Source organism: Bifidobacterium sp. ESL0790 (assembly GCF_029395435.1).
Classification (GTDB): domain Bacteria; phylum Actinomycetota; class Actinomycetes; order Actinomycetales; family Bifidobacteriaceae; genus Bifidobacterium.
This window is the reverse complement of record NZ_CP113915.1, coordinates 828,910-844,042: the sequence shown is the minus strand read 5'-3', so window position 1 is coordinate 844,042 and position 15,133 is coordinate 828,910. Positions and strand designations below refer to the sequence as shown.

The following is a 15,133-nucleotide window of genomic DNA, read 5'->3' as shown; positions in this document are numbered from 1 at the left end:
GCCGATCAACCCTGCCGCGCCACCTTGCGCCGCAGCGTCTCATGCATCGCCACCATGAGCCCCAGCATCACGAGGATATACCACGGAAACAGCGACATGGAGACGTGCTGGGCGACCAGGCCGAAAAGGGGCGGCATGAGCAGCGAGCCGGAGTAGGCGGAGGCCATCTGCACGCCGACGATGGCCTGCGAGCGGTCCGCGCCGAAATAGGCGGGCGTCGCGTGGATGGTGCAGGGATAGATCGGCGCGCAACCCAACCCGACCAGCACCAGCCCGACAATCGTGGCGACGTGCCCCGGCAACGGCAGCAGCATGATGACCACGCCGACGCCCAGCACCGCCTGGCCGATACGGATCATGGTGGGGTCGTCGAATTTCATGGTCATGAACCCGCTGAGCGCGCGCCCGGCCGTGATGCCCAGATAAAACAGGCTCGCGAGGCTGGCGGCCAGCACCTTGCCGATGCCGTCGTGGCCGACCATGTAGCTCGAGGCCCACAGGCCCGCGGTGGTCTCGATGCCGCAATAGCAGAAGAACATCACCAGAATCTCTTTGGCGCCGCGGATGGCGAAGACTCCACGCAGACCCAGCGGTTTGACTGGTCCCGGCTGGGAATCGGTTTGGGTTACTGTTCCGGTATCAGCGACGGTTTCGACTTTGGCTTCGACCTCGGCGACGCCTTCGGTTTTATGTACCGGAGTCTCACTTTCATCGCCATCCAAGGATTGCCCCGCCGGCACCTCTTTGCGCCCTTTCCACAACGGCAGCGAAAGCACGATGATCGCGGTGAGCACGACCTGGATGATGGAGATGTAGCGGTAGCCCCACGACCAGCCCTGCCCGTTGGAGAGCGCGAAACCCATGATGTAGGGGCCGGCGGAGGCACCGATGCCCCACATGCAGTGCAGCCAGCTCATGTGGCGGCTGGCATAATGCACGGCGACGTAGTTGTTGAGCGCAGCGTCCACTCCCCCGGCGCCGAGACCGTAAGGAATCGCAATCAACGCCAAAATCCAGTAATTGGGCGCCACGGAGAAGCCGAAGAGCGCCACCGCGGTCGTCCCCACGGAGACGGCAGTGAGCTTGCCGGTGCCGAAACGCAGCGTCAAGCGGTCGGAGAGCAGGGCGGAGACGATGGTTCCGGCGGAGATGATCATCGAGATGCCGCCGACCCACGAGATCGGCACGCCCATCTGCGGGCGCATGCTCGGCCACGCGGCGCCGAGCAGCGAGTCGGGCAGGCCCAGCGAGATGAACGCCAGATAGATGACGGCCAGCAGCAGATTGGTCACGATAGCTCCTTTTGGCCACGATGGCCGTCACACCGAAGGCCTTGGTTTGGCAACCCCGACACGTGACGAACATAAAGAAAAAACAACGTTCCGATTCTCTCATACCGTTGAGAACACGGGCCGGAAACGAAATACGCATGTCTCACGATACGGAATATTCAGACGACAATATGGACACCTGAACAAAATCGTTTCCACCATCGCATTCGTCCGCGTCACAACGAAACCCGCCCACACCCCAATCAACAAGGCATGGACGGGCAATCGCCGAAACCGAACTCAGGTGTCGATCTTGGTGCGGTCGAAGTCGTCGGCGTTCTCCACGATGAACTCGCGGCGCGGCGGCACCTCATCGCCCATCAGCAGCATGAAGATGCCGCTGGCGTCCTCGGCCTCCTCCATCGAGATGCGGCGCAGCATGCGGGTGCGCGGGTCCATGGTGGTGTCGGCCAGCTGGTCGGCGTCCATCTCGCCCAGGCCCTTGTAGCGCTGCACATCGGGGTTGTAGTCGATGCCCTTCTTGTCGAGCTCGGCCAGCTTGCCGGCCAGCTCGTCGTCGGAATACGTGTAGATGAACTCGCCCTTGTGCTTGCCCGCCAGCGCGATGCGATGCAGCGGCGGCACGGCGGCGTAGACGTGGCCGTGCGAGATGAGCGGCCGCATGAACCGGTAGAAGAGCGTCAGCAGCAGAATACGAATATGCGCGCCGTCGACATCCGCATCGGTCATCATGATGACCTTGTTGTAGCGGGTCTGGGTGACGTCGAAGTTCGCGCCGGACCCCGCGCCGATGACCTGGATGATCGCCGAGCACTCCTTGTTGGCGAGAATCTGGGTCATGCTGGCCTTCTGCACGTTCAAGATCTTGCCACGAATCGGCAGCAGGGCCTGGAAGCCGGAGTTGCGGGCGGCCTTGGCGGTGCCCAAAGCGGAATCGCCCTCGACGATGAAGAGTTCGGCCACGTCGTCGTTGCCCGGCTGGCAATCGGAGAGCTTGGCGGGCATCGAGGCGGACTCAAGCGCGTTCTTGCGGCGGGTGACCTCCTTGGTCTTGCGCGCCTGGATGCGCGCGTGCATCTCGCCGGCGATCTTCTCGAGCACCCTGCCGGACTGCTCCTTGTAGCCGCGCTTGGAGCCGGTGATCATCTCGCCGAACTGCTTGTCGGTCATGCGGGAGACGATCGGGCGCACGGGAGCGGTGCCGAGCACGTCCTTGGTCTGGCCCTGGAACTGCGGTTCGGCGATGCGTACGGTGACCACGGCGACGAGCCCGGCAAGGATGTCGTCGCGCTCGATCTTGGTCTTGGAATCCTTGAGGTTCACCTTGAGCTTGCGCGCGTTGGCCTCCACGGCCTTGCGCACCTGCTTGGTCATACCCTGCAAAAAGCCGTCGACATGCATGCCGCCGCCGGGGGTCTCCACCACGTTGACGAAGCTGCGGATGGTGGTGTCGTAGCCGTTGACCCAGCGCAGGGCGATGTTGACCTGGCAGTTACGCTTGGTCTTCTGCGCGTGCAGGTCGCCGTTCTCGTCGACGGCCTGCGTCTCCTCGACGTAGGTGTCGTCGCCGCTGATGTGCCAAATCGACGAGACGGGCTCGCCGTGGGAGAGGAAGTCGACGAAGTCCTTCACGCCGCCGGTGTGCAGGAACTCCTCGACACGCTTGTGGGTGTATTCGGACTTCGTGTCGGTGTCGACGGCGAGCGAGGCGGAATCGGAGGCGTCAGCGCCGCTTTCGGCTTGCGTATCCGAGGCATCGCTGTCGCTGTCACTGCTGGCGTCTTCGTCACCTTGCACGTCAACAGCGTTGTCCGCAACGTCACTAACCGTGTCGCTGTCCGAAGAAGTTTCGCCAGTGGTCTCTTCAGTCTCTGTGCCGAACAGCGTGCTGGGTTCCGAATCGGACGAGCTGACGTCATGATCGATTTCGGCACCATCACCATCGCCAAGGTCCGCACCATCAGCCCTCAGCACACCTTCGCCAACGGATGCGGCGTCGACGTCGGCACCCTCAGCGGCGGGCGCGGCGGGCGCGTCGACCTCAATCATGTCGTCGACGGCCGCGTCGCCGGTCTCGGGAATGTTCTCGTCGATGACCACGATCTTGAGGCCCGGCACGAGGAAGCTGGTCTGGCGCACGCGGTCGATGAGCTGCTCGTAGCTGAAACGGGCGGTATCGTTGAAGATCTCGGGGTCGGCCCAGTAGCGGATGCGGGTGCCGGTGGTCTTGCGCGAGACCTTGCCAATCACCTCGAGCTCGGTGGGCTTGTTCTTGCGGGTCTTCTTGAACTTGTTGGCCGGCGAGCGATGCTCGGCGTCCGGGTCGTCGTAGACGCCGGGATGGCCCTGGTGGAACGCCATATGGTAGGTCTTGCCGTTGCGGTCGACCTCGACGTCCAGGCGCGAGCTCAACGCGTTGACCACGGAGGAACCGACGCCGTGCAGGCCGCCGGAGGCACCGTAGGAGGAATTGCCGAATTTCGCGCCGGCGTGCAGTTTGGTCAAGACGACCTCGACGCCGGTGAGCTTGGTCTTCTTCTCGACGTCCACCGGGATACCACGGCCGTTGTCGGCCACCTCGATGGAGCCATCAGTGTGCAGGGTGACCACGATCTTGTCGCAGGCCCCGGCAAGCGCCTCGTCGACGGAGTTGTCGATGATCTCCCAGAGGCAGTGCATGAGGCCCTGGCTGTCGGTGGTGCCGATATACATGCCCGGACGCTTGCGTACCGCGTCAAGACCTTCCAACACCGACAGGTTCTTGGCGTTGTATTCCTCAACCATTGATCGCTACCTACCTCGAATTTCGTCTATCGGCCTTCAGCCACGGATTACCAGAATACCCAACAGCCTCGCCAACACCAGCCACCTCGCGAGGCGCGGGCGCGAGCATAAGGCGCGTGGCACAGGAACGGAAAACCCGCCGTGCTAGGCGGCGGGCACCAAAAGCGTCATCACTGGTCGAGGAAGTCGCGCAACGTCTGCGAGCGCGACGGGTGGCGCAGCTTCGACATGGTCTTGGACTCGATCTGGCGGATGCGCTCACGGGTCACCCCGTAGACACGGCCGATGTCGTCCAGCGTCTTGGGCTGGCCGTCCTCGAGGCCATAACGCATCTTGATAACGCCAGCCTCACGGGGCGAAAGCGTCTCGAGCACCTGCTTGAACTGCTCCTGCAAAAGGGAGAACGCGACGGCCTCGGAAGGCGCGATGGCGTCGGTGTCCTCAATCAGGTCGCCGAACTCGGAATCGCCGTCCTCGCCGAGCGGGGTGTGCAGCGAAATCGGCTCGCGGCCGTACTTCTGGACTTCCTGCACCTTCTCGACGGGCATATCGAGCTCACGTGCCAGCTCATCAGGCGTGGGTTCACGGCCCAAGTCCTGCAGCATCTGGCGCTGAACGCGAGAAAGCTTGTTGATGACCTCGACCATGTGGACGGGCACGCGAATCGTGCGGGCCTGGTCGGCCATGGCGCGGGTGATGGCCTGGCGAATCCACCAAGTGGCGTAGGTGGAGAACTTGAAGCCCTTCTTCCAGTCGAACTTCTCGACGGCGCGGATGAGGCCCAGGTTGCCTTCCTGAATCAGATCGAGGAAGAGCATGCCGCGGCCGGTGTAGCGCTTGGCCAGCGAGACGACCAGACGAAGGTTGGCCTCCAGCAGATGGTCCTTGGCCTTCTTGCCGTCGTTCGCCGCCCACTTGAGCTCGCGCTTGCGCTTGAAGTCCATGCCATCAGAGTCGGTGTCAAGCAGGTGCTGGGCGTAGAGCCCGGCCTCGATACGCTCGGAGAGGTCGACCTCCTGCTCGGCGTTCAAGAGGTTGACACGGCCAATCTGCTTGAGATAGTCCTTGACCGGATCAGCGGTGGCGCCGGCGGCCACGACCCTGCGCTTCGGGTTGCCCGAAGGGGTCAGGTTGTCGTCGTCATCATCACGGTCGTTGACCACGAACGCGCCCTTGGCCTTCGGCAGCGCAGCGGCCTTGTGATGGTCCACGGCCTCGTCGGTCGCGTCCCTGTCACGGTCATCGTCATCGTCGCTGTCGTCGTCATCATCCTCGCGGATGGACGAGGAGTCGTCCTCGAGGTCGTCGAAATCGTCGTCCTCGTCGATGGGCTCGTTGTCCTCATCGAGGTCTTCGATATCCTCATCGTCTTTGTCGGCGGTGGGCTTGATCGATTTGGCCACCTTCTTCTTCGATTCCTTCGTGGTCTTCGTGGCCTTGCGCTTGGTGGCGGCGGTGGCCTTCTTCTTGGCGGACGCGCCCTTGGCTGTCGAACCCTTGGCCGTCGTACCTGCCTTCTTGGCCGTGGTTTTGCGTTTGCGCGTCGGGTGCGAGGCCGTCTCCTCGGCCTTCACCTCACCCTTGGCATCGGTCTTTTCCTGATCGACCTTCGACGCTGTCGCCTGTTCCTTCTTGGCCAAACTTATCCTCCTGAACGAATACCGTACTGAAGCGCTCGATATAAACACGCAAGCTCACATGATGGCAATGCCCCAACATAGGAGTAAACCATCTTGTGGCGACGATTATTCCCATTTCGCACAATTTCGCATGCCACCGCCATTCCACCCGCTATTGGAGCCATGCCGGGCACAGCCCGTCGTCGACCGCCGAACAGATGATGCGCGCCAGCACGCACGACCCGTCATGCTCCAGCGCCCGCCGCGCGAAGTCGCCGGCCTCGCCGTCGCCCAGCCACCACAAGGTGTAGGCCACCACGCACAGCGGCTGCACGCAGAAGCGCCCCGGGGAGCGCGAGGCCATGTCGAGGAGCATGTCGACGCCGGTTTTGCAGCGCCCTGAGTCGGGGCGCAGCGTCGCGTCGTTGAAAGCCCGGTCAAGCCGTCGATAAAGCATCAGCACATTGCCCGGATCATGCGGATGCGTGGCGCAACGGAGCATGGTCCTCGTCGCCTTCTCGCCCCTGAGGTCGCCGACCAGCGAGAGGATCAGCGCGTCGCGGGCGGCGAGCTCGTCGGCCATCGCCACCACCAGCTTGCACGCGCAATCATGGTCCAGCCCCTCGCGGCCGTGGGCGAGGCTCTCGTTCCATTTCGAGAACGGCTCGTCAAGCCACTCGCGCTCCGCCTCGGCGATGCCCTCCTCCATGCGACGGCGATGGAACAGTTCGGCCAGCTCCTCCAAGTCCTCGATGTCGAAATCGTCGTCGCTTTCGCCATCGTCGAATTCACCGTGGCAATCGCCGACGTGACGTTCCTCATCCTCGTCGCAGCGCAACCGCTCTTCGCCGACGCAACACTCATCGTCATCAGCAGATGGGTCCACGACTCGGATATTCCGTACCTTGCATCCGACAGGCAGGCACGACAGTCTCTCTTCCAACTCATCCAACTCATCGTCCTCCAGCTCATCATGCACATAAGGAGGAACCATGCGGCCGGAAGCATGGCGCACGCGCTCCTTGCGCCGCGCCCGGTCGCCACGAGAGGGCCGGTTCCGCCCCGCGTCACCCGGGCGTGCGCTTCCACGCCGCCTCTTCTTCGGATGTGCCTGCGTCCGTTCGGCGACGCCGCCGTTCCCCGACTTCCCTCGACGCATGTCGTCCTCGTTGGCCGCCACGTCCGACGCACCCGCACCACGCATCGCCTCGTCTCGCCGATGTTGGCTGCTTCCTTGCCTCGTTTCGCTCATGGTCATCATCCCTTTCTAGTCTCACCGCCGCGCTGGTTTTCATCACGGCGAATCATTGTTTCTCACTGGTTCCGAGTCGTTTTCAATGACCCGTCCTTGAACTATGACACACTTTCCGATTTTTCCGAAGGTTTTTCGACCACTGTGGTCGAACGGTTGTTTTCGTTGCAATATCAACGATTTGGGTGCAAGTATGTCGTTGTGGATAACCTCGAGGTATGTCAACGACTGTGGATAACTCCGCCATCGACCGGCGGATCGACGAGCTGACCCGATCCTGGATGCCGAGCCCGGCGCAAAGCAATCTGGACGAGGCGCTCGAGCCGACCATCAGCGAGCTGGTCGCCCAGGCCATGGCCGCCAACGCGGGCGGTAAACGCTTGCGCGCCCGGCTCGCGCTCACCGCCTATGAAGTGGGCACGCAGGCAACGGGCCACGGTTCGCTTTTATCTGAAACGACGACACTTTCTGGCCATCACGGCGACAACGCCGGCGACAGCAATGGCGCCGATAATGACACCGATACCAACACTTCATCCAGCCCCCAAACGCTGGACCCCCACGACGCGATGCTCGACCTCGCCTGTGCCATCGAGATCCACCAGACCAGCGCCCTCATCCACGACGACATCATCGACGACTCCCCTCTGCGCCGGGGCCGCGCGAGCTCCCACACCGCCCTGACCCAGACGACAGGCAACAAGCAAATGGGCACGGGTCTGGCGCTGATGCTCGGCAACATGCTGGCCACCGCCTCGGCCAGCATCGCGGCAAACGCCCTCACCAATCACGGCCTGGCCAATCAAAACGCCGGAATCTCGGCGTTCCTCGACATGCAGCGGGCCATCGAGATCGGCCAGTCGCTCGACCTCGCCGCCGAACGCCTCCCCTTGAGCCAGCCCGAAACACTGGCCCGCGCCTCGCTCAACGTCTTCGCTTGGAAAACCGCCAGCTACACCACCATCGCCCCGCTCATGCTCGGCCTGACCTCAGCAGGCATGGAGCCCGACAAGGCCAAGCGCACCGCGCGCGAGATCGGCCTGCCGCTTGGCGTCGCCTTCCAGCTGGCCGATGACCTCATTGACGTAATCGGCACGAGCGCGAGCACCGGCAAGCCCGTGGGCGGCGACATCCGTGAAGGCAAGCGCACCGTGCTGCTCGCCGACGCGCTCACCCACGCCAACGCAAGCGACCGCCAGACCTTGATCGATATATATGAGTCCCCGAAACGCGACGAGGAGGACGTGCGCAAGGTCCTCGATCTGTTCGCCTCCACCGGCGCCATCGACGCCTCGCGCGAGCGTATAGCACAATTGTGGCGAGACTCGAGCGAGGCCATCGACAAGGCGTTCCCCGAGGCCGCGAGCCGCAACGAGCTCAAGGAGATGTGTCGGCAGTTCATTCCCGAAAGCCTGCGATAACTAGTTAATTCCCAAATCAAAAGCCAACCAATAAACAGCAGGCCAATCCCCCGATAATCCTCCATCAGCTCTTCGCCATGCTTCCAACAACCGCCCGCCAGCTAGCCGCCAGCCATCCGCCTGCAACCCAACCCACCAACAACCCGACCGAAGGCGTCCCTACATTCCACTTCCCCGCGCCTAGTACCTCTCCACATGTAAAATGTAAAGGTCATCAACCCCCAGTCAAGGAATGTCAACCTCCCCATGAGTCAGACCGACCAAGCGCCAACCATCGAAGGCCGATACCGCGTTCTCGCCAAAATCGCCGATGGCGGCATGGCCACGGTCTACAAGGCGCTTGACCTGAGGCTCGACCGCACTGTGGCGATCAAGGTGATGCACACCCAGTTGGCGCAGGGCCCCCACCGCGACCAGTTCGTCGAACGTTTCCACCGCGAGGCCCGCAGCGCCGCGGCCATCAGCAACCCACACATCGTCCAGGTCTACGACACCGGCACCTGGCAGAACCTTGATTTTCTGGTCATGGAATACGTGCACGGCGTCAACCTTCGCCACGAGATGGAGGAGCGCGGGGCGCTGAGCGTGCGCGAGACCGTGCGCATCATCTCGCAGACCCTCGATGGCCTCTCCTCGGCCCACCAGGCCGGCGTGGTCCACCGCGACATCAAGCCCGAGAACATCCTGCTGAACGACCGCGGGCGCGTGCAGATCACCGATTTCGGCCTCGCCAAGGCGGTAAGCCAGGCCACGCTCTCGACCACCGGCATGCTGCTGGGCACGGCCGCCTACCTCGCCCCCGAGATCATCGAGCGCAACGAGGCCACACCGCAGGGCGACCTGTATTCCGTGGGCATCATGGCCTGGGAGATGCTGGCCGGCGAGGTGCCGTTCGCCTCGGGCAACCCGGTGACCATGGTCTTCAAGCACGTGCACGAGGACGTGCCGGCGATCAGCACGGTGTGCCCCGGCATCAGCCCAGCCATCGACGGCTTCATCACGGAGCTCACCCGGCGCGAGATCTCCGCCCGGCCCACCGACGCGACCGCCGCGTTGAGGGAGCTGAAGGCGCTGAGCTCGCGTTTGGATGTGAAGGCCTGGTCATATCGCCGGCCCGCGAATGGCTCCGATGACGCTGCTGACGGTTCTCAAGTGGATTCGCAGCATCCCTTCGGCGCATTGATTGACGCACGCGACGAGAACAACGCGGCGGCGAATCCCCCCGGCGATGATATCGACGTGACCGCAGACAATCGTGGATATCAAGCGGAGAGCCAGAATGATGGAAATACCAGTGATATCGATAACGCTGGCACACTCAACCCCTCAAATACCAACGACACGAACGCCTCGAACGCAACCAATGCAACAAATGGCAACGGCCAGCCGGGCAATCCATACCCTTGGATGACCCAGGCCCCGGCTCCCCCGCGTCCTGCCTCGTCGTCCGCATCCACATCGATTTTCACGCCGCTCGAATCCGACACCGCTCAATCTCAGCAGACGCCAACCGCGACGTCCCAGCCGACCACAGTGCAATACCAGCGGTCCGGCCTGAGCGCCGCGGCTCCCAACGCGGCCACACAGTCCATCAACGGACGCACGCTGGCCAACGACGGCTCGAAGGCCGTCAACGACCCGACCATCGCCATCGGCTTGATGGACGCGCCCCAGCCAGACGACGACATGAATGGCGGGAACGTCGCAAACGCCGGCGAAATCGCGCTCCCCGCCTCCCCCTCCGGCACAAAGCCCGCCAAACGCAACCATCGCAAGGCCATCACCATCGCCATCATCGCCGGGCTCCTCGTCCTCGCCGCGGCGGGTGGCGCCTGGTGGTACTTCCTGGGCCCGGGCAGCTATTGGAGCGTGCCGAAGCCCGACCAGCTGAGCTGCCCCGAGAAGACCGCGTGCAAGATCACCGACGTGCGCTGGAGCCCCTATGAGAGTACCCTCAAGGTCGCCGGCGTGCCCTACGAGGTGGAGCAGAGCTATAGCGACACCGTCAAGCGCGGCGACATCATCTCCACCAACCCCGGCACGGTCGGCTCGCACGTGAGCAAACGCCGCGACGCCAAGCTCAAGGTGGTCGTCTCGCGCGGCATCCGCCAGGTCACCGTGCCCAAAGACATCCTCGACCCGCAGACCGTCGACGGCAAGAAGCCGATCGCCACGTTGAAGAAGGCCGGATTCATCAACATCGCGCACGACGAGACCAAGGACGAGTATTCCGAGACACTCCCCCAGGGCGCGGCGACCTCCATCACCCCGAAGCCGGGCACCACGGTGCCGCACAACCGCAAGGTGACCGTCGTGCTTTCCAAGGGTCCGATGCCCGTAAGCATGCCCGACATCACCGGCCGCTCGAAGGCCGAGGCGCAGACGGCGCTCGACGACGCGAAGCTCAAGGCCAACTACACCGAGCAGTTCAGCGATTCCGTGAAGGCCGGCAACATCATCTCCCAGTCGGTGAAGGCCAACACGCAGCTGCATTGGGGCGATTCGGTGGACGTCGTGGTCTCCAAGGGCCCCGAGACGGTCACCATCCCCGACGTGCGCGGCAAATCTTCTTCCGACGCGCAAAAGACGCTTGAAGCGCTAGGACTAAAAGTTAAAATATCCGCACCTCTAGGCGATGTGTGGCATGAAGTGCGCCTGCAATCGCCCGACCCCGGCCAGCAGGTCCCGGTGCGCGACGGCAACGGCAACCCCACGGTCATCACCCTGACGGTCGTCTGAGCGCGCTAATCGTTATCCAATCGTTCACCACAATGTGAACGCAGCAAACCTTCTGGTTACTTTGCAGCCTCCACGGACTTCGCGCCCGCGCCCTCACCCTGCGCCTTCATCCGCGCCTTGACCGTCTGCGCGTACTCGTCCACATATTCCTGCCCGCTCATCTCGGCGATCCGCGCCATCAGCTCGTCGGTCAACGCGCGCAGCTGCTCATGCGTCACAGTCTCCGGGTCCTGCTTGGCCACGGGAATCGGCTTGCCATAAATCACCTTGGTGTGCCCCTTGCTCGGGATGACCTGCCCGGGCATCTGCACCGTCCTGCTGCCCACCACGGCGGCGGGCACAATCGGGCAGCCGGTCTCCAGCGCCAGTTTCGCGGCGCCGGTGTGACCGCGGTAGAGCCTGCCGTCCGGGCTTCTGGTGCCCTCGACGTGGATGCCGAAAAGATGGCCGTCCTCCAAAATCTTGCGCGCGTGCGCCAAAGCTCCCAACGATTTCGAGCCGCCGGAGCGGTCCACGGGAAAGACGCCCACGGAGCTGAACCACCATTTGATGAACCGGCCCTTGATCCCCTTGCCCTCGAAATACTCGGCCTTGCCCATGAAGTGAATCATGCGCGGGCTGGTGAGCGGCAGCAGCGCGTCGTCAATAACGGCCAGATGGTTCGCCGCGATGATGGCCCCGCCCGTCTTGGGGATGTTGTCGACCCCCACCCCGACCGGGTGCATGCGCCACCTGGCGATCGGCCCCAGTCCACGGACGAAAAACCAATACAGCATCGGCCAATCCCTTTCCTTTTCACCATGCGCGGTGCGGCGGCGAGATTGGCCGACCGACCGATTAGAGTGGTTGCTATGACTAGCCCCAAGGATACCAACAACGCTGACGAGGCGGCCGATGAGTGGAAACGCTTCGAGGCCGAGCACGCCGACGACCTGAGCGACATCAGCCAGTCGCGCAACGCCAAGCGTTTCGAGAAGCGCGCCCAACGTCAGGAGAAGGAGACCTTGCTTTCGGCCGACGACCTCACCCCCGACGCGTTCGCCGACGAGGGCCCCGCCAGCGGCCGTGGTCCGAGGGATTTCGAGGGTTCCAGCTGGCTGGACGCCGACAAGGTTATGGACGAAGGCAGCGATTTCACTCCGCCGAACCCCCACCTCGGCCATCTCGACGCGGTGAAAGTCATGTTCTGGGTACTGCTTGTCGTCGGGATACTTGGCCTCATCGCCACCGTGTTGGTGCCACGGCTTGCGGCCGTATTGGCCACAGTCTTCGGACTGTGCGCGCTGGTGGGAGCCGCGGGACTGATCACCCAGCATCGCGGCCATACAGAAACTCGCTCCGGCTATTTTGACGACGGTTCCCGCGTATGAGGTCGACGGCGTTTTGCGCTTTGACGCGTTCAATTACGTGAAGTAATTGACTTACGAAGCCCCTTGAACCGTTTGCTTTGAGGGGTTTCTGTCGTTTTACAATCCGATAATCACCAAATTATTTATCGTACCTTTTGACGTTTATTGCACGTTTAGTCATACTTAATGTTACAATTTGACCTGTTGACGCTAATTTTTAGTACAAAAATTATGGAAGGGAACGGTGTTTTTCATGGCTGGACGCAATCGGGTGGTCTGCGCTTTCACGGCCGTCTCCGCCGTCCTCGCGCTGGCGATAGCGTCGCCTTTGGCGGGCGCACAGGAAAATAGCACCGGAATCTACCCCCCCCCGCGAATCTGACCCAAAAACGCGTTGTAACAGACACGTCCGAAAACCCAGCGTCGTCGCCTTCATCTGACGCAGGAGAATCCCTCTCACAGAACTCCTCGGGAACCTCCCAGCAAAACCCCGCTTTTCCACAATCCCAGTCCGGCGTTTCATCCGGATTATCACCATTGACTAGGTCGAACTCTTCGGTCGGTCCGCAGGCCGTGTGTTCCCAAGATGGCGAGCAAACCTGGGGCACGACCGATGAGCTCCATTGGAACGAGCACGTCGACGGCGATGACTGCGTCCTGGAACTCGAATATGGCACCATCCCCGACACCGGCACCACCGGCGACAGCGCCAGCAACCCCATACCTTGGAAAGATTCAAGCGTCACCAAACTGGTCGTGGACGCGGACACCGGCAACGGGCCGGTCAGACTCACCAGCGGGTGGGGCATCTTCGACACCTACTTCCTACCCAATCTGAAGACCGCAGACGTCACCCACCTGGACACCAGCGGATCCACCCTGATGGGCTGGATGTTCCACGATCAGGCCAACCTCACCACTATCACCGGTCTGGACCAGTGGGACACCAGCCTGGTCACAGACATGAGCCACATGTTCCAGAACTGCCCCAAACTCACCGAACTCGACATCGGCGGCTGGAACACCGGCAACGTCACCACCATGCTGAGCATGTTCCAAAGCGACGCAGCACTGGTCGGTAGCCCAGACCCACCCACGGAGAAGCATTCCACACCCAACGGCAGGACTTTGAACCTCTCCGCCTGGGACACCCGCCAAGTCGCCGACATGCGCAGCATGTTCCAAAACTGCACCTCACTGGAATCCCTCGACATCAGCGGATGGGACATGCGCGGGCTCGGCACCCACGACGACATCCCCGACAAGTTCGGCCGCCACTTGCCCAACCAGACCCTCATGATCAATGGCTGCCCGAAACTCTACCGCGTCAAAATGGGCCCCAACACCGACTTTCGCCCCGGTTACCAATACCACTATTGGCTTGCCCCCGGAGGGTTCGTTGGCTTGTGGGAGAAAATCTACACCTCTCCCGTACGCCATGACTACTACGAAATAGGCACCGAACATCCCGACATGGCGACGCCAGTCTACAAGAACGTGGGACAGACCGCATGGATGTACGGTGCCAGCACCGCCAGCAACACGAACAACATGACCGTAGGCCGTTTCCCCAACCCTGAATGGATATACCTGATCAACATCCACTACTCCGGTGCCTGCGGAAACGGGGAGGCCATGCCCACCACCGTCTTGTGCCCGACGGCCAGCAACCCGGGCTACCGCCTCAACGGTTGGAAGGATGGTGGCACCGGCAAGTACAAGCCAGGAGGATTCGTGCCCTACTCAGCAGCCAGCAACATTCTCACACCGATGTGGCAGTCCCTCACCCCACCAGCTGTCAGCAAAGCCACGCCGCACGCCGAGGGCAGCCTGACTATAAGCGGCAGCATGCCCGGCGGTACTATTACCGGTGACAAGTACACTGCCACGCCATACCCATCCGCAACTGGAGGCACTGCCGGCATCAGCGCTGAGAGCGCAGCAGTGACAGGCACCACCGCCAGCGCGCCCGACGACGGCACCTGGAGCGCCGACTACACGTCCATCGGCAACCCCTACCCCGCCGACACCATCGGCAACGGAACAAGCGTCTGGTTCACGTCGAAGCTGACCCAGGCCGACAACTCCACCACCGGGGAGTCCGCGCGCAAGCAGCTCGTCATCGACACCGTCGCGCCGGGCCTGCAGTCCCACATCGGCGGGCGCACCGCCAACAGCGCCGCAGGAGTCAAGGCCACCATCAAGGGTGTGGTCCGCACCAGCGGGAACAGCACCGCCCAGCCGAACAGCACCACCGAGGCGAGCGACCGGATCACCGTCACCTGGCCCGACGGCACCACCACGGGCGCCAAGCCGGACGGGTCACCGCTGCCGGCGGGCGCCTCCGGCTCGATCGTCAGCGCGGCCGACGGGTCGTTCGCCGTCGACATCCCCAGCGGGCAGGCCTTGGATGGCAGCGAGGCGACCGTGAAGGTCTGGGACAATGCCGACGGGGACGGCACCGACCCTACGCACCCCGCCGGCATCGAAAACAAGGCCAACACCACCTCAGTCACCGTCAAGCTCGTCCAGCCGACTGTCAACAAGCTGCCGCTCACCGGCCAGCGCTGGCAGGCCAGCAACCTCATCGTGCTGACTGTGGTCGCGGCCCTCGCCATCGCCACCAGCGCCTACGCCCAATACCGGAGGGCCCGCCACTGATTCTCAAACCACTACA

At 62.8% G+C, this 15,133-nt stretch carries 9 protein-coding genes; 4 read left to right on the top strand and 5 right to left on the bottom strand.

Annotated features, from left to right (window positions below):
- Positions 1 to 5: 5 nt before the first annotated feature.
- The 4 genes from OZY47_RS03040 to OZY47_RS03025 form a co-directional block, all read right to left on the bottom strand.
- On the bottom strand, positions 6 to 1,292 hold the full coding sequence (locus tag OZY47_RS03040; protein ID WP_277178622.1) for an MFS transporter: 1,287 nt from the start codon (positions 1,290 to 1,292) through the stop codon (positions 6 to 8).
- A 279-nt stretch (positions 1,293 to 1,571) separates the two neighbouring features.
- Positions 1,572 to 4,076: a DNA topoisomerase IV subunit B gene (locus tag OZY47_RS03035; RefSeq protein WP_277178620.1), complete on the bottom strand. Its 2,505-nt coding sequence runs from the start codon at positions 4,074 to 4,076 to the stop codon at positions 1,572 to 1,574.
- Between the two features lie 170 nt (positions 4,077 to 4,246).
- Positions 4,247 to 5,716, bottom strand: coding sequence for an RNA polymerase sigma factor (locus OZY47_RS03030; protein WP_277178618.1), 1,470 nt, complete (start codon positions 5,714 to 5,716; stop codon positions 4,247 to 4,249).
- Positions 5,717 to 5,867: 151 nt separating this feature from the next.
- Positions 5,868 to 6,947 (bottom strand): hypothetical protein, encoded by a 1,080-nt coding sequence (locus OZY47_RS03025; RefSeq protein WP_277178616.1) that lies wholly within the window; start codon positions 6,945 to 6,947, stop codon positions 5,868 to 5,870.
- 218 nt (positions 6,948 to 7,165) lie between these two features.
- On the opposite strand from OZY47_RS03025, the gene OZY47_RS03020 reads away from it, so the two are divergent.
- Positions 7,166 to 8,368, top strand: coding sequence for a polyprenyl synthetase family protein (locus tag OZY47_RS03020; RefSeq protein WP_277178613.1), 1,203 nt, complete (start codon positions 7,166 to 7,168; stop codon positions 8,366 to 8,368).
- A 246-nt stretch (positions 8,369 to 8,614) separates the two neighbouring features.
- On the top strand, positions 8,615 to 11,107 hold the full coding sequence (locus tag OZY47_RS03015; protein ID WP_277178612.1) for a PASTA domain-containing protein: 2,493 nt from the start codon (positions 8,615 to 8,617) through the stop codon (positions 11,105 to 11,107).
- A 56-nt stretch (positions 11,108 to 11,163) separates the two neighbouring features.
- Here the strand turns inward: OZY47_RS03015 and OZY47_RS03010 are convergent, their stop codons facing one another.
- A complete protein-coding gene (locus tag OZY47_RS03010) occupies positions 11,164 to 11,883 on the bottom strand; it encodes a lysophospholipid acyltransferase family protein (RefSeq protein WP_277178610.1) in 720 nt (239 codons plus the stop codon).
- Positions 11,884 to 11,958: 75 nt separating this feature from the next.
- On the opposite strand from OZY47_RS03010, the gene OZY47_RS03005 reads away from it, so the two are divergent.
- Together OZY47_RS03005 and OZY47_RS03000 are read left to right on the top strand one after the other, a co-directional pair.
- Positions 11,959 to 12,477 (top strand): hypothetical protein, encoded by a 519-nt coding sequence (locus OZY47_RS03005; protein ID WP_277178608.1) that lies wholly within the window; start codon positions 11,959 to 11,961, stop codon positions 12,475 to 12,477.
- Positions 12,478 to 12,993: 516 nt separating this feature from the next.
- Positions 12,994 to 15,117, top strand: coding sequence for a BspA family leucine-rich repeat surface protein (locus OZY47_RS03000; RefSeq protein WP_277178605.1), 2,124 nt, complete (start codon positions 12,994 to 12,996; stop codon positions 15,115 to 15,117).
- Positions 15,118 to 15,133 lie beyond the last annotated feature (16 nt).

Coding starts and splice junctions, on each gene's coding strand:
- OZY47_RS03025 (WP_277178616.1), bottom strand. CDS start 6,947: ATGAGCGAAACGAGGCAAGGAAGCAGCCAACATCGGCGAGACGAGGCG.
- OZY47_RS03010 (WP_277178610.1), bottom strand. CDS start 11,883: ATGCTGTATTGGTTTTTCGTCCGTGGACTGGGGCCGATCGCCAGGTGG.
- OZY47_RS03020 (WP_277178613.1), top strand. CDS start 7,166: ATGTCAACGACTGTGGATAACTCCGCCATCGACCGGCGGATCGACGAG.
- OZY47_RS03005 (WP_277178608.1), top strand. CDS start 11,959: ATGACTAGCCCCAAGGATACCAACAACGCTGACGAGGCGGCCGATGAG.
- OZY47_RS03015 (WP_277178612.1), top strand. CDS start 8,615: ATGAGTCAGACCGACCAAGCGCCAACCATCGAAGGCCGATACCGCGTT.
- OZY47_RS03035 (WP_277178620.1), bottom strand. CDS start 4,076: ATGGTTGAGGAATACAACGCCAAGAACCTGTCGGTGTTGGAAGGTCTT.